Consider the following 14,900-nt stretch of genomic DNA (forward strand, 5'->3'; position numbering starts at 1 on the left):
CGGCCGTCCGGCGCCGGCCGACCCGGCGCAGCAGTCGGAAGCCCGCGAGGACGGCCCGCGCGCCATGGCGGCCCGCGTGCTCGGCCGCGACGCGCCGGCCGACCTGCGGCCCGACCCGGCCGCCCTCGGCGCGCCGGAGGCGGAGGCTGAAGCGATGCGGCAGTGGAGCGAGCGCCTGGTGCGCGGCCATGCCGGCGACGGTGCCTTCTCGATGCTGCGCGCCTTGATCGCGGATCTGCCGCGCTCCCATACGCCGTGGGAGCAGGTGCTGCGCACGCGACTGGCGCGCGGCCTCGCGCGAAAACCCGATCTCTCGTGGTCGCGGCCGTCGCGGTCCTATCTCGCCAACCAGGGGCGCGCCGGTGGGCGCCGGATGCCCTGGGAGCCGGGCACGACGACGGCCCGGCGGGTGCCGCGCCTCGCCGTCGTCGTCGACGTCTCCGGCTCCATCGACGACGCCCTGATGGGACGCTTCGCCGACGAGATCGACGCGATCTCGCGCCGCCAGGAGGCCGGACTGGTGCTGCTCGTCGGCGACGACCAGGTCCGCCAGGTCGCGCATCGGGAGCCCGGCCGCTCGGATCTGCGCGACATCGTCTTCGACGGCGCCGGCGGTACCGACTTCACGCCGCTTCTGGAAGAAGCCGACCGGCACGCGCCCGACATCATCGTGGTGCTGACCGATCTCGACGGCCCGGCCCGCATGCGGCCGCGCGCCCCGGTGATCTGGGCGGTGCCGCCGGCCCATGCCGGCGCCTCGGCGCCGTTCGGCGCGGTGCTGGTGTTGCGCTGACCCGTCGTCTCGACGTGACCGCAGGGCATCCGCGGGCGCGCCCTTGCCGTGGGGGCGGTTTCGTCGTAAATACTGTTACTGTATAACATTACAAATATTCAGGCCCGCTCCATGTCCGACACTCACCTCCCCGTCACGGTCCTGTCCGGCTTCCTCGGCGCCGGCAAGACGACGCTGCTCAATCACGTCCTCAACAACCGCGCCGGCCGTCGCGTCGCCGTCATCGTCAACGACATGTCCGAGGTGAACATCGATGCCGACCTGGTGCGCGAAGGCACCGAGCTCAAGCGCGCCGAGGAGAAGCTCGTCGAGCTGACGAACGGCTGCATCTGCTGCACGCTGCGCGACGACCTCTTGCGCGAGGTGCGCCGGCTCGCCGCCGAGGGGCGCTTCGACTATCTTCTGATCGAGAGCACCGGCGTCTCCGAGCCCCTGCCGGTCGCGGCCACCTTCGAGTTCCGCGACGAGGCGGGCGAGAGCCTCTCCGACGTCGCCCGGCTCGACACCATGGTGACGGTGGTCGACACCATCCACCTGCTCAAGGACTATGCCTCGACCGACTTCCTCTCCGACCGCGGCGAGACGGCCGGCGAGGACGACGAGCGAACGCTCGTCAACCTGCTGGTCGAGCAGATCGAGTTCGCCGACATCGTCGTGCTGAACAAGTACGCCGACGCGACGCCGGCGCAACGCGAGGCGGCCCGCAACATCGTGCGCGCCCTCAATCCGGACGCGCGGCTGATCGAGGCCGACCACGGCCGCGTCGCGCCCGACGCGATCTTCGACACCGGCCTGTTCGACTTCACCCGAGCGCACCAGCATCCGCTGTGGTTCAAGGAGCTCTACGGCCACGCCGAGCACGTGCCGGAGGACGCGGAGTACGGCATCACCAGCTTCGTCTGGCGGGCCCGCCGGCCGTTCGTGCCGGAGCGCTTCGACGCGTTCCTGCAGACGCCGCTCCCCGGCGTGATTCGCGCCAAGGGGCACTTCTGGCTCGCCACGCGGCCCGACTGGGCGGGTGAGTTCAGCCTCGCCGGGGCCATGGTGGCGACGCGGGGGCTCGGCCTGTGGTGGGCGGCGGTGCCGAAGAAGCACTGGCCCGACGACGGCGAGGCGCTCGTGCGCATGCGGGAGAGGATGGATCCGGAGTTCGGCGACCGCCGTCAGGAGCTGGTCTTCATCGGCACGCTGGGCACCATGAACCGAGCCCGCATCTCGGCGATGCTCGAGCGCTGCCTCGTCGACACCGCGACGTTCGAGCCCGACGCCTGGGCGAGCCTCGACGATCCGTTCCCGGCCTGGGGAACCCGGAAGGCGGCCTGACGCCCCGCGATACCATCGCGCGCCGCGATCCGGCTAATCGGGAGCTAATCACCGTCCGGCGGGAGCGCCGGCTCGAGAATCACATCCGTCGCCGCCCTTGTCAGCGCGCGTCGAACGTCCTTACATGCCGATCAGGGCGAACGTCGCATGCGCGCGGATTCGATCGTCGATCGAGTCGAGATGGGAGGTGTGCGGACGTGAGATCGACCGGCATCATCCACGTGGCGACGGACCTCGTGGGTCGGCTGACGGCGGGCCGCGCGGCCCGATTCGAAGCGTCTCCGTGCGGCAGCCGACGCGCCGCGATGATCGGTGGCGCCGCCGCGCTGACGTGGCCGCTCGCCGGTGTCTACGCCCGCGAGGCGGTCGAGGCATGGCCGTCGCGGCCCATCACCCTGATCGTGCCGTACCCGACCGGCGGCGCCAACGACATGCTGGGGCGCCTGATCGGTCAGAAGCTCGCCGAGCGGCTGAAGCAGCAGGTCATCGTCGACAACCGGCCCGGGGCCGGAACGCTGATCGGCGCGAGCCAGGCGGCGCGCGCCGCGCCGAACGGCTACACGCTGTTCCTCGGCGGCTTCGCCTCCAACGCCGTGACGCCGCTGCTGATCAAGACCGACTTCCACCCGGTGGACGACTTCGCGCCGATCGGGCTGATCGGCACCGCCCCCATGGTCGTGATCACGCATGAGGCTTCGCCCTATCGAACGCTGAAGGACGTGATCGACGCGGCCCGCGCGAATCCCGGCCGCCTGACCTACGGCTCGTCCGGCAACGGCTCGCCCCTGCACATGGCCGGCGTCAGCTTCTGCCTGAAGAACAAGCTCGACATGGCCCATGTGCCCTACAAGGGGGGCAGCGCCCACATCCTCGACCTGATGGCCGGGCGGCTCGACGTGATCTTCGATTCCACCACCAACGCCACGCCGCTGATCACCGGCGCCAAGGTGCGCCCGATCGCCGTCTCGGCGAAGGCGCGGATGCCCGATTTCCCCGACGTTCCGACATTCGCCGAGGCCGGCATTCCCGATGTCGAGGTCAACGGTTGGTACGCGCTCTATGCGCCGACCCGAACGCCCGCGTCGATTCTCGCGACGCTCAGCGCCGCGCTGCAGGAGGCCCTCGCGTCGCCCGACGTGATTGAGCGGCTGCGCAGTGTCGGCGTGACGCCGGGCACCGGCACGCGCCGCGAACTCGCCGACTACACGGCGAGCGAATACGCCAAGTATCGCGCCTTGGTGCGCGACGGCGGCATCAAGGTCGATTGATCGAACGTCGGTCCGGTCGCGTCCGCTCCACGTCGCGGTTTCCGTAGCGCGCTCGTCCTCCCCGTAACGGCGCCCCGCGCAATGCAAAGGATTGCATTGCGCCGCCCCGGTCGTGCAAATACAATCAACGCGACAACCAAGCACGGCGACGGGGCCACGACGAACCGGACATGCGCAGCCGTCCGACCATGAGCGACATCGCCCGGATCGTCGGCGTCCACGTGTCGACGGTGTCGCGCGCGCTCGACCCGAAGACCTGTCATCTGATCTCCCCGGACGTCGCCGCCAAGGTGGCCGAGGTCGCGCAGAAGCTCGGCTTCCGCCCGAACGCGGCCGGCGCGTCGCTGCGCACCAATCGCTCGCGCACGATCGGCATCGTGGTGCCGGACATCACCGATCCGGTGTTCCCGCCGATGATCCGCGGCGTCGAGGACGTGCTCAGCGAGCGTGGCTACGCCGTCGTGCTCGCCAACACGGACGGCGACGAAGGGCGCGAATCCGAGATCGTCGCGTCGATGCTGGCCCGCTCCGTCGACGGGCTCGCGCTCGCGAGCAGCCGCTTCGAGGACAAGCTCATTCCGCGGATCGGCGACGTGCCGGTGGTGACGGTGTTCCGCGAGACGAAGAAGTCGGTCGCCCCCTGCGTCATCTTCGACGAGCGCGCGGGCATTCGCCATGCGCTGACGCATCTCGTCTCGCTCGGGCATCGGCGCATCGCCAACATCGCCGGGCCGCGCACCATCTCGACCGGCTACACGCGCTGGGAGGCGTTCGAGGCGACTCGCCGGGAGCTCAAGCTGCCGCTCGACAAGCGGCTGATGGTGTTCTCGGACGGCTTCAACGAGCAGGAGGGCGCGCGCTGCGCCGAGGCGCTGCTCGCCCGCACCAGCGACTTCACCGCCATCCTGTGCGCCAACGACCGCCTCGCTGTCGGGGTGATCGACGTGCTGCAGCGCTACGGCCTGCGCTGCCCGGAGGACGTCTCGGTCACCGGCTTCAACGACATGCCCTATGCGGATCGCTTCGTGCCGGCGCTGACCACGGTCAGGGTCCAGCAGTACAAGGCGGGCCGGGAGGCGGCGCGCCTGCTGATCGAGGCGATCGAGGGCGGCGCGGCGCGGCAGCGGCGGCCGGTCCGCATCGTGCTCCCGGTCGAGCTGGTCGTGCGCGGCTCGACCGGAGTCGCGGCCCTCAAAGGAAAAACGCGCCGCGGGCTCGCCGCGGCGCGTTGAGGGGACGGGGCGGGTGGTCGGAGACCGGCCAACCGACACACGTGATCACTTCGCCGCGACGCCGGCCTCCTGCAGCAGCTTGGCGTAGAGCTCGACCTCGCGCTTGATCTGGGCGTCGAGCGCCTCCGGCGAGGTCGGCGCCGGCACGGCACCCTGCTGCTTCAGCTTCTCGATGACGTCCGGCATCTTCAGCACGGTCGCCATGTCGCGGCTCACCTTGGCGATGACGTCCTTCGGCGTACCGGCCGGCACCAGCACGGCGAACCACGAGTCGTAGTCGTAGGACGGCACCGTCTCCTTCACGGTCGGGATGTCCGGCATCTGATCGCTGCGGGTGCCGGAGTTGATCGCGATCGCCCGCACCTTGTTGCCGGCGGTGAGCTCCTGGGCGAGCGGGATCGGCGTGAAATAGAGCTGCGAGTCGCCGCGGATCACCGCCGTGGTCGCCTCCGGGGTGCCCTTGTAGGGGACGTGCTGGACGTCGATCTTGGCGGCCTGCTTGAGCACCTCGGCGGAGAGGAACGTCGTGGAAGCGAGGCCGGCCGAGGAGAAGTTCAGCTTGCCGGGCTTCTCCTTGGCGAGCGCGATGAACTCGGCGAGGTTCTTGGCCGGAAGATCGGGCGGCACCACGGCCACCATCGGGACCGAGGCGATCTTGGTCACGCCGGCGAAGTCGGCCACCGGATCGAAGGAGATGTTCTTGTTGATGGTCTTGGCGATGGTGTGGCCGTTGGAGGTGAGCATCAGCGTGTAGCCGTCGGCCTGGCCCTTGGCGACGCTCGTCGTGCCGGGCAGGCCGGGGCGGTTCTCGACGATGACCTGCTGCTTCCAGATCTCCGCGAGCTTGTCCGTCATGATGCGGGCGAGCGTGTCGGTGACGCTGCCGGCCGAGAACGGCACGACGATGCGCACCATCTGGTTCGGCCAGTTGGCCGCCGAGGATCCCTGCGCCAGGGCCGGGACCGCGAGAGCGAGCAGCGCAGCGCCTGCGAGGGCCGTCGTCTTGAAGAGTCTCATAGCCGTTCCTCCTGTTTGTTCGTTCGATGGTCCCGCCGCGTTCGTGCGGCGGTGACGGGGGCGCCCGGACGTTACATCAGGAGCCCCGTGGGATGTTCGATCGCGTGCCTGAACGCGGCGAGAAGTCGCGCACCGAGCGCCCCGTCGACGACGCGGTGGTCGCAGGAGAGCGTCACCGTCATGCGGGTCTCGAAGCGGATGCCGCCGCCCTCCGCCTCGACCGGGCGGCGCTCGGCGGCGCCGACGGCGAGCAATGTCGACTGCGGCGGGTTGATGATGCCGGCGAACTCCTTGATGCCGTACATGCCAAGATTGGACACCGTGCTGACGCCGCCCTGGTACTCGCCGGGCTTCAGCTTCTTGTCGCGGGCGCGGGCGATCAAATCCTTGGTCTCGGCGGCGGCGACGCTCATCGCCTTGCCGGCGGCGTCGCGCAACACCGGCGTGATCAGGCCCTGGCCGTCGTCGAGCGCGACGGCGATGCCGATGTCGACACGATCGAAGCGCAGGATGCGGTCGGCCGCCCAAACCGCGTTGGCGGCCGGCACCTGGACGAGGGCGCGGGCCAGCGCGCGGACGACGAGATCGTTGACGGAGAGATGCCAGGCGGGCTTGCCGTCGCGGTCGTGCGGGGCGGAGCCGTTCGCCTCGTGGCGCAGCGCGAGCAGGCGGTCGAGCGTCACGTCGCACGAGAGATAGAAGTGCGGCACCGTCTGCTTGGCCTCGACGAGGCGCGCCGCGATGGTCTTGCGCATGCCGTCCGCCGGCACCTCCGCATAGCTGCCCGCCTCGTAGAGCGCCTTCACGCGCTCGGCGCTCGGGCCGGTCGCCAGCGCATGCCCAGCCGTCGCGGCGCCACTCGCCATGGCGCTCTGCACGTCGCGCGCGAGAATGCGGCCGTAGGGGCCCGTGGCCGTGATCCGTGACACGTCGATGCCGGCCTCGGCGGCCAGACGGCGGGCGAGCGGCGTGATGGTGCGGCCGCCGGCGAGGCGCGCCGGGCCGAAGTTCCGCTCCGGCATGCGGACCGCATGGAACGGATCGAGCGGACCGTTGCGCAGGCTCGATGTGACGGACGCAACGGCGTGAGCCGCGGCTGCCGGCGGAGCTGATTTGGTCTGGGTCGGCGCCTGCGTGGGAGCAGGGGCGGGGGCCGCCGCGGTGTTGGCGGGCGGCGCGCCGGTCTTGGCCGTCTCGCTGGTCGCGGGGCCCGCGGCGGCGCCGTCACCGGACAGAATCGCAACGACCGCGCCGACCGGCGCGGCCTGGCCGGCCGGCACGCGAATCTCGGCCAGCACGCCGCCCGTGATCGCCGGCACCTCCATCGACACCTTGTCGGTCTCGATCTCGAACAGATTGTCGCCCGGCGCCACCGTGTCGCCCGGCTGCTTGAACCAGGTGGTGATCTTGCCTTCGGCGACCGTCTCGCCGAGCTGCGGCATCAGGATGTCCATCGTGGTCCCAACCTCTGCAGACGATTGCCGCCATGGCGGCGGCCTTGTCCCTCGCCTCTCCCCGCGTGCGGGGAGAGGTCGGAATTCGCGTCCCCGACGCGAATCCCGGGTGAGGGGGCGTTTCGTGGATACGGAGGCGTCCCCTCACCCCGACCCTCTCCCCGCGTGCGGGGAGAGGGAGAGCCGGCGCGTCGCCGGCCCTCACCAGTTCACGGAGACGTACTGGGTCTCCAGAAACTCCATCAGGCCTTCGTGCGCGCCCTCGCGGCCGAGACCGGACTGCTTCATGCCGCCGAATGGTGCCGCCGGATCCGACATCAGTCCGCGGTTGAGGCCGATCATGCCGAAGTCGAGCTTCTCGGAGACGCGCAGGCCGCGGCTGAGATCCTTGGTGTAGAGATACGCGGCGAGCCCGTACTCGGTGGCGTTCGCCTCGCGGATCGCCTCGTCCTCGGTCTTGAACGTCTTCAACGCCGCGACCGGCCCGAAAATCTCTTCGCGCAGCAGCTTGGCGTCGTCGCTGATGTGCGTGAGCACGGTCGCCGGATAGAAGAAGCCCTTGCCGTCCGGCCGGGTGCCGCCGACCGTCACCTTGGCGCCCTTGGCGACGGCGTCGTCGACCAGCTCCTGCACCTTGTCGCGGGTGTCGGCGTTGACCAGCGGACCGAGCGCCACGCTCTCGTCGAGGCCGTTGCCCATCTTCAGCGCCGCCATGCGGGCCGTGAGCTTCTCGGCGAAGGCGTCGTGGACGGCCTCGTGCACATAGAAGCGGTTCGCCGCCGTGCAGGCCTCGCCCTGGTTGCGCATCTTGGCGATCATGGCGCCGTCGACGGCGGCGTCGATGTCGGCGTCCTCGAACACCAGGAACGGCGCGTTGCCGCCGAGCTCCATCGCAGGGCGCACCACGTTGTCGGCGGCCTCGCGGAGAAGCTTCACGCCGACCTCGGTCGAGCCCGTGAAGGAGACGACGCGAACCCGCATGTCGTGGAGCATCGCCGAGACGACCGCGCCGGAGCGACGCGACGGCACCACGTTGACGACGCCGTCCGGCACGCCGGCCTCCTTCAGCAGCGGCATCAGCGCCAGCATGGTGAGGGGCGTCTCGGAGGCGGGCTTGAGCACCACGGTGCAGCCGGCGGCGAGCGCCGGCGCGATCTTCCGGGTCGCCATCGCGGCCGGGTAGTTCCACGGCGTGACGAGACACGCGACGCCGGCCGGCCGGTGCTGCACCATGATGCGGGCGCCGGAGGAGGGAGCGTTGTAGAGCTGGCCGAGATTGCGCACGCCCTCCTCGGCGAACCAGCGGAAGAACTCCGCCGCATAGGCGACTTCGCCGCGCGAGTCCGGCATCGCCTTGCCGTTCTCCAGCGTGATCAGTTTGGCGAAGCGTTCGCTCTCCCTGGTGAACAGCTCGAAGGCCTTGCGCAGGATTTCTCCACGCTCGCGGGGCTTCTTGGCCGCCCATTCGGCCCCGGCCGCCGCGGCCGCGTCGACGGCCGCCTTGGCGTCGTCGACCGTGCCGCTCGCCACCGACGTGATCACGCTCTCGGTCGCCGGATCGATCACGTCGAAGCGCGAGCCGTCCGAGGCCTTCTTCCACGCGCCGCCGATCCACAGGTCGGTCGGAACCCCGGCGATCAGATTGTCGTACATATCGTATCCTCGAATGTCTTCGATCGTTCGCCGCGGAACGGACGCGCCCCCTCTCCCCGCGCGCGGGGAGAGGGTCGGGGTGAGGGTGCGTTTCCGCGAGCTTCTGCTTCGCGGAAACGCACCCTCACCCGGATCACTTCGTGATCCGACCCCTCCCCGCAAGCGGAGAGAGGTGAGCCGCGCCCGCGGCGCGTGATCAGCTCCCCAGACTCCGGCGGATCGTCTCGACGATCCGGGCCGGCGTCGGCAGCACCATGTCCTCGAGCGCATCGGCGGCCGGCAGCGGGATGTGTGGCGTGGTGATCCGCACCGGCGGGCCGTCGAGATCGTAGAACGCCTCTTCCACCGCGATCGACACGATCTCGGCACCCCAGCCGCACAGCCGCGGATTTTCCTCCACGGTGAACAGCCGGTGGGTGCGAGCGACCGAGCCGAGGATCGTCTGCATGTCGAGCGGCACCAGCGAGCGCACGTCGACCACCTCGACCTCGATGCCGTGCTCGGCCGAGAGGGTCTCGGCCGCGGCGAGAGCACGCGGCACCATCAGTGCCAGCGCCAGCACGGTCGCGTCCTTGCCGGGGCGCAGGATCTTCGCGGTGCCGAGCGTGTCGACGATCTCGCCGTCCGGCACCTCGCCCTTCACGGCGTAGAGCGACTTGTGCTCGAAGAAGATCACCGGATCGGGATCGCGCACCGCGGCGGCGAGCAGGCCGACCACGTCGAGCGGGCTCGACGGCGCGACGACCTTGAGGCCCGGGATCATCATGCACCAGTTCTCGACCGACTGGCTGTGCTGCGCGCCGAAGCGCGAGCCGGCGCCGTTGCCGGTGCGCACCACCAGCGGGCATTTCACCTGCCCGTTGGTCATGTAGCGGCTCTTCGGGAACTCGTTCGCCACGTAGTCCCAGCACACCGCCAGAAAGTCCGAGAACATGATCTCGGCGATCGGCTTCAGGCCCGTCATCGCGGCGCCCATGGCGGCGCCGAGGATCGCCTGCTCGGAGATCGGCGTGTCGCGCACGCGGATCGGGCCGAACTGATCGAGCAGCCCCACCGTCGCCTTGAACACGCCGCCCGCCTTGGCGACGTCCTCGCCGAAGAAGATCACGTCGTTGTCGCGCGCCATCTCCTGGGCGATGCCGCGGGCGACCGCGTCGCGATAGGTCAGTTCCGCCATGCCCAGCCTCCATCGGCATACACGTCGGTGAAGAGGATGTCCTCGGGCGGCATCGGCGCCGCCTTGCAGGCTTCGGTCGCCGCATCCACCATGCGGGCGACCTCCTGGTCGATATTGGTCATCACGCTCTCGGCGATGCCGAAGCTCTTCAGGCGCTCGCGATAGACCTTGATCGGGTCACGTTCCTTCCAGCGCTCGAGCTCGCCCTCGGGGCGGTACTTGGCGGGGTCGGCGCGCGAGTGGCCGCTGTGCCGGTAGGTGAGGCACTCGATCAGCGAGGGGCCGTCGCCGGCCCGCGCCTTGGCGAAGGCCGTCTGCGCCGTGCGGTAGACGGCGTCGGCGTCGTTGCCGTCGACGACGATGCGCTCGAGCCCGTAGGCGGCCGCGCGGTCGGCGGCCGGATGCTTCACGGCCGTCACCTCGTGGATCGCCGTGTACTCCATGTAGAGATTGTTCTCGCACACGAAGACGACCGGCAGCTTCCAGATCGCGGCGAAGTTCAGCGCCTCGTGGAAGGCGCCGATGTTGGTCGTGCCGTCGCCGAAGAAGCACACGGCGACGTCGCCGGTGCCTTTGTACTGCGCGGTCAGCGCCGCCCCGCAGGCGATCGGCAGATGCGCGCCGATGATGGCGTAGGAGCCCATCACGCCGTGCTCGACCGAGGTGAGATGCATCGAGCCGCCCTTGCCGCGCATCAGGCCGTTGTCGCGCTGCATCAGCTCGCCGAGCATCTTCTCCACCGAGACGCCGCGGGCGAGCGTGTGGGCGTGCCCGCGGTAGGTGCAGAAGGAGAGGTCGCCCGGCTTCATCGCCGTGCCGAAGGCGGCGGCGATCGCCTCCTGGCCGAGCGAGAGATGACTCGTGCCCTTGACGAGGTTTTGCAGGAACAGATCGTAGGCGCGCTGCTCGGCCTGCCGGATCACCTGCTGCTTGCGGTACAGCTCGAGCCGCACCGCCTCGCCGATGTCGTCGTTGCTGCGGTCGAGCACCGTGGTCTCCGCGGTCTTCTTGGCCATCGCGTCCCTCACCAGCGGCCGGCGATCGGCAGCTCTTCGGCCGGGAAGAGCGTGATCAGCTTGCAGCCCGTCGCCGTCACCACGACCTCCTCCTCGATCCGGGCGGCCGAGTAGCCGTCCTTGGCCGGGCAGTAGGTCTCGATCGCGAACACCATGCCCTCCTTGATCTCGGTCGGGTGGTCCATCGAGACGACGCGCGAGATGATCGGCCGCTCGTGCAGGGCGAGGCCGAGGCCGTGCGCGAACTGCAGGCCGAACGCGGCGAGCTCGTCCGGGAATCCGAACTCCTCGGCGGTCGGGAACACCTCGCAGATGTGCGCCGTGGTGACGCCCGGCTTGATGCGGGCGATGGCGTTGTCGAGCCACTCGCGCGCCTGCTTGTAGGCGTCGTGCTGCACCGGCGTCGCCCTGCCGACGTTGAAGGTGCGGTAGTAGCAGGTGCGGTAGCCCATGAAGGACTGGATGATGTCGAAGAAGGCCTGATCGCCCGGGCGCAGCATCCGGTCGGTGAAGTTGTGCGGATGCGGGTTGCAGCGCTCGCCCGAGATGGCGTTGATCGCCTCGACGTCGTCGGAGCCGTGCGTGTAGAGGAACTTGTTCACCTCGGCGACGACGTCGTTCTCGCGCACGCCGGGGCGCAGCATGTCCCACACGACCTGATAGGCGCCGTCGACCATGGCGGCGGCGCGATTGAGCAGCGCGATCTCGTCGGCCGACTTGATCTCGCGCGCCTCGAGCAGCACCTGCTGGCCGTCGACCACCTTCACGCCGGCCTTCTGCAGCTCGAACATCATCGGCGGCTCGACGATGTCCATGCCGATCGGCATGTCGAGGACGCCGGCCTCCTTCAGGAGCGCGGCGATCTCCTTGGCGTGCTTCTCCATCAGGCCGAAGGCCGGGTTCACGGTGCCGCGCAGGCCGACGAGGCCGGCCCGGCAGTTCTCCGGCTTCAGCCACGGCGCGTACAGCTTGTGATGCATGGCGGCCGAGCCGAAGTCCCAGACGATCGGCTCGCCGCCGCGGGTCAGCAGCGCCCACCGCGCCAGCTTGTCGCGCTCCCACTCGCCGATCTTCGTCGAGGTGAGATAGCGGATGTTGTTGACGTCGAAGACCAGCAGCGCGCCGAGCTCGGAATTCTCCAGCGCCTGGCGGGCCCGCGACAGGCGGTAGCGGTGCAGGCGGCGGTAGTCGACGCGCTCCTCGAAATCGACCCCCATGGTCCCGAGCGCCGGCAGGGCGCGGCCCCAGTCGTGACGCGGATCGATGTCCTCGGCGCGGATGGCGCGCAGATGCTGGTCCATGCTGATCTCCCGGAAGAACGACGGCGCGGGCCCAGAGCGGCCCGTCTCGCAGGCAGATTGACATGACTTCGGGCAGCGTGCAATGAGAAATGCAAACGATTGCACGACGGCTCGTGCTGCGGCGCACAAGACGCGCCGCGATCGCCGCGGTGCCGTCGTCGACACGCCGTGCCGTCCCGTGTATCACGCGTTCGACGTGATACGCGCCACCCGGTCGGCGCCCGAAAACGCATCCGACCGCGCGGGTCGAGAACGAGCGAGGAGAGCACGAGGATGGCGCAGAACACGCAGAAGGTCGGCTGGATCGGCATGGGCCGTATGGGCTACGCGATGGCCGAGCGGCTGGTGAAGTCCGGGCACGACGTGTCGATCTGGAACCGCACCCGCGCGAAGGCCGAGCCGCTCGCCGCCTACGGCGGCAAGATCGTCGACAAGCCGTCCGATCTCGCGGGCGTCGACGTGCTGTTCTCGATCGTGTCGACCGGCGACGATCTGAAGCAGGTCTATTTCGGCGAGAACGGCGCCGCCACCGGTGCCAAGGTGCCGCCCGTGCTGGTCGACTGCTCGACCATCTCGGTCGATTCCTCCGCCGACATCCGCGCCGAGCTGACGAAGCGCGGCGGCGAGTTCGTCGCCTGCCCGGTGTCGGGCAACGCCAAGGTGATCAAGGCCGGCAAGCTGTCGGCGGTGGCGTCCGGGCCGGAGGCGGCGTTCCGTAAGGCCGAGGCTCTGATCAACGTGATCGCGCCGCACGGCGTCTCCTACGTCGGCGACGGCGAGCTCGCCCGCGTCTGCAAGATCGCCCACAACGTGATGCTCGGCGTCGTGATCGAGAACCTGATCGAGATCACGCTGCTGGTGAACAAGATGGGCGTGTCGCGCAGCGCCTTCCTGAAGTTCCTCAACAACAGCGTGATGGGCTCGACCTTCACGGCCTACAAGTCGCCGGCGCTGGTCAATCTCGACTGGACCACGACCTTCACGCCGGAGCTGATGCGCAAGGACATGGATCTCGGCCTGGAGCTCGGGCGCGAGATGGACGTGACCATGCCGGTGACGGCGGCGGCGCGCGAGATGATCCAGACGCACTTCGGAGCGGCGCAGCTGCAGAAGGATCCGGAGGCCTATCTGGAGAAGGACTTCGCGGCGCTCATGGAGACCATGGCGCTGCTCTCCGGCATGCATCTCGAGCCGGAGAACGTGCCGACCCCGACCGGCCTCGAGCACTGAGGCGTCCTCGGCCGATCAGGTCGCAATCGTTCCGGGTCCGGCCACAGGCTCGAACCCGGAACCAGCCGAACGAGCGAGACCGTCGGTGGAGACCCGGTTCGCGGGCGACGCCCGCGAGCCGGACCCACGCGGGCGCGACAGGCCGGGTCTCGACTGGCGCGTGATGGTCGCGCAGCAAGGCCGGCCACGGCCGGCTCCCACCGGCAAGGGGCTGGCCACCGGTGACCGGCCGCCGCCGGCACGACAGGCTCTCGTGGAAAATCACGTGTCGTAGCGCGCAGCCGTCCGGTCCGGACGCGGCTCGGGTCGGGTCGCCACGATCGAAGGCGAACGCCTCAGTTGGCGCCGGCTTCGGCGTACTGGTCGGTGCTGCTGTCGCTCTTGAAGAGCTTGCCGAGCGTGTCGGAGAGCCAGTTCGACGACGCGACCTGGGTGGCGCCGGGCGCCGAGTCGAGCCGCTCGACCACGACGATCTTGTTCACCTCGCCGCGTAGATAGGCGTCGAGGAACGCCTGGTAGTCCTTGAACGACACGCAGCCGTTCGACTGGCCGCTCGGGCCGAGCATGTAGGAATGCGCCAGGATGCCGGCGCGGCCGTACATCTTGCTCTGGTCGACCGGCGTCATCCGCAGCGCGCGCACGCCGTGGAACAGGCTCTCGCGCATGGTCAGGCGGTAGACGTTGGGCGGCGTCGCGCCGTGCATGCGCACGTTCACGTGGCGCGGATCGTCCATCTTCGGGCCGAGCCCGGAATGCGCCTCGAGTCGCTTGCCGTTCGGCATGTACACGGTCTTGGCGGTGATGTCGTAGATCGCGGTCTTGCCGTCCTCGGCGAGCGAGGGCAGGGCGTTCGGCGACAGCGCCGCGAGCTTCGGCTGCTGGCCGGGGCGGACGCGGCGGCGGGGCTCGTCGGCGCCGGTCGGTGCGGCCCCGGTCGGGGCGGCGGCCTCCTGGAGACGGCCCATCGGGCGGGCCGTGGCGGTCTGGGCCGGGCGGCCGAGCGTGACCGGCACGCTGCCGGCGCTCGCGAGCCGAAGGCCGGCGGCGGCGGCCGGGCGCGGGCCGCCGAAGCGGGTCTCGAACGAATCGGTGGGATCGAAGGCGGCGAAGCGCTCGTCGAAGGAGGCGCCGCGGCGGCGCTCGCCGAGCGCGGCGACGAGGTCGTCGTCCTCCATCAGGGAGCCGGCGGCGAACTCGGGATCGAGGCTGGCGAGGCGGATGCCGGAGAGCGGCGCCTGCGCGGTCGGGCTCGGAAGCCGGATCAGGGCCGGATGAATGGTGCCGAAAACCGAGAGAGTCGTGCGTTCTGTGAGCAGCCCGATGTCGGACGGCCCGGCATGCGTGCCCGGCGACTTGAGCACGAATCCCAGCGCGACGATCGCGATCCCGAACGGGATCGAGCGGACACCCACTCGAATCAAAGGATTCCCCACCCG

Annotated in this window: 12 protein-coding genes; 5 read left to right on the top strand and 7 right to left on the bottom strand. The window is 69.8% G+C overall.

Annotation, left to right across the window (positions count from 1 at the left end; genetic code table 11):
* From CCR97_RS14225 to CCR97_RS14240, 4 genes are all read left to right on the top strand, one after another.
* A partial coding sequence (locus CCR97_RS14225) for a vWA domain-containing protein (protein ID WP_244670460.1) occupies nt 1-793 on the top strand: 793 nt, incomplete at its 5' end.
* A gap of 111 nt (nt 794-904) precedes the next feature.
* Entirely contained in the window at nt 905-2,116 is a 1,212-nt protein-coding gene (locus tag CCR97_RS14230) for a GTP-binding protein (RefSeq protein ID WP_111358525.1), read from the top strand.
* Nucleotides 2,117-2,421: 305 nt separating this feature from the next.
* Nucleotides 2,422-3,384 (top strand): Bug family tripartite tricarboxylate transporter substrate binding protein, encoded by a 963-nt coding sequence (locus CCR97_RS14235; RefSeq protein ID WP_146618820.1) that lies wholly within the window; start codon nt 2,422-2,424, stop codon nt 3,382-3,384.
* A 170-nt stretch (nt 3,385-3,554) separates the two neighbouring features.
* The gene (locus CCR97_RS14240) at nt 3,555-4,616 is read left to right on the top strand and encodes a LacI family DNA-binding transcriptional regulator (protein ID WP_201159585.1); all 1,062 of its coding nucleotides are present in this window, start codon (nt 3,555-3,557) and stop codon (nt 4,614-4,616) included.
* Between the two features lie 45 nt (nt 4,617-4,661).
* Here the strand turns inward: CCR97_RS14240 and CCR97_RS14245 are convergent, their stop codons facing one another.
* The 6 genes from CCR97_RS14245 to CCR97_RS14270 form a co-directional block, all read right to left on the bottom strand.
* Nucleotides 4,662-5,633, bottom strand: a complete 972-nt coding sequence (locus CCR97_RS14245; RefSeq protein ID WP_111358523.1) for a Bug family tripartite tricarboxylate transporter substrate binding protein — start codon at nt 5,631-5,633, stop codon at nt 4,662-4,664.
* A gap of 71 nt (nt 5,634-5,704) precedes the next feature.
* A complete protein-coding gene (locus CCR97_RS14250; RefSeq protein ID WP_111358522.1) occupies nt 5,705-7,087 on the bottom strand; it encodes a dihydrolipoamide acetyltransferase family protein in 1,383 nt (460 codons plus the stop codon).
* 201 nt (nt 7,088-7,288) lie between these two features.
* Complete coding sequence (locus CCR97_RS14255) at nt 7,289-8,740, bottom strand: NAD-dependent succinate-semialdehyde dehydrogenase (RefSeq protein WP_111358521.1); 1,452 nt, start codon at nt 8,738-8,740, stop codon at nt 7,289-7,291.
* 196 nt (nt 8,741-8,936) lie between these two features.
* Entirely contained in the window at nt 8,937-9,917 is a 981-nt protein-coding gene (locus tag CCR97_RS14260) for an alpha-ketoacid dehydrogenase subunit beta (protein WP_111359697.1), read from the bottom strand.
* Nucleotides 9,905-10,933, bottom strand: a complete 1,029-nt coding sequence (locus CCR97_RS14265; protein WP_111359698.1) for a thiamine pyrophosphate-dependent dehydrogenase E1 component subunit alpha — start codon at nt 10,931-10,933, stop codon at nt 9,905-9,907. The genes CCR97_RS14260 and CCR97_RS14265 overlap by 13 nt, the downstream gene beginning before the upstream one ends.
* 8 nt (nt 10,934-10,941) lie before the next feature.
* On the bottom strand, nt 10,942-12,234 hold the full coding sequence (locus tag CCR97_RS14270; RefSeq protein ID WP_111359699.1) for a M24 family metallopeptidase: 1,293 nt from the start codon (nt 12,232-12,234) through the stop codon (nt 10,942-10,944).
* A 168-nt stretch (nt 12,235-12,402) separates the two neighbouring features.
* Here CCR97_RS14270 and CCR97_RS14275 point away from each other — a divergent pair, with 168 nt between their 5' ends.
* Nucleotides 12,403-13,464: an NAD(P)-dependent oxidoreductase gene (locus tag CCR97_RS14275; protein ID WP_276330232.1), complete on the top strand. Its 1,062-nt coding sequence runs from the start codon at nt 12,403-12,405 to the stop codon at nt 13,462-13,464.
* A gap of 335 nt (nt 13,465-13,799) precedes the next feature.
* On the opposite strand, the gene CCR97_RS14280 is transcribed toward CCR97_RS14275, so the two are convergent.
* A complete protein-coding gene (locus tag CCR97_RS14280; protein WP_338049082.1) occupies nt 13,800-14,876 on the bottom strand; it encodes a DUF2778 domain-containing protein in 1,077 nt (358 codons plus the stop codon).
* Nucleotides 14,877-14,900: the final 24 nt, after the last annotated feature.

Source organism: Rhodoplanes elegans (genome assembly GCF_016653355.1).
Taxonomy (GTDB): Bacteria; Pseudomonadota; Alphaproteobacteria; order Rhizobiales; family Xanthobacteraceae; genus Rhodoplanes; species Rhodoplanes elegans.

What these genes read in the sequence shown, in the direction of transcription:
- CCR97_RS14230 (WP_111358525.1), top strand. Translation starts at nt 905, where the DNA reads ATGTCCGACACTCACCTCCCCGTCACGGTCCTGTCCGGCTTCCTCGGC.
- CCR97_RS14265 (WP_111359698.1), bottom strand. Translation starts at nt 10,933, where the DNA reads ATGGCCAAGAAGACCGCGGAGACCACGGTGCTCGACCGCAGCAACGAC.
- CCR97_RS14260 (WP_111359697.1), bottom strand. Translation starts at nt 9,917, where the DNA reads ATGGCGGAACTGACCTATCGCGACGCGGTCGCCCGCGGCATCGCCCAG.
- CCR97_RS14240 (WP_201159585.1), top strand. Translation starts at nt 3,555, where the DNA reads ATGCGCAGCCGTCCGACCATGAGCGACATCGCCCGGATCGTCGGCGTC.
- CCR97_RS14255 (WP_111358521.1), bottom strand. Translation starts at nt 8,740, where the DNA reads ATGTACGACAATCTGATCGCCGGGGTTCCGACCGACCTGTGGATCGGC.
- CCR97_RS14245 (WP_111358523.1), bottom strand. Translation starts at nt 5,633, where the DNA reads ATGAGACTCTTCAAGACGACGGCCCTCGCAGGCGCTGCGCTGCTCGCT.
- CCR97_RS14250 (WP_111358522.1), bottom strand. Translation starts at nt 7,087, where the DNA reads ATGGACATCCTGATGCCGCAGCTCGGCGAGACGGTCGCCGAAGGCAAG.
- CCR97_RS14235 (WP_146618820.1), top strand. Translation starts at nt 2,422, where the DNA reads ATGATCGGTGGCGCCGCCGCGCTGACGTGGCCGCTCGCCGGTGTCTAC.
- CCR97_RS14270 (WP_111359699.1), bottom strand. Translation starts at nt 12,234, where the DNA reads ATGGACCAGCATCTGCGCGCCATCCGCGCCGAGGACATCGATCCGCGT.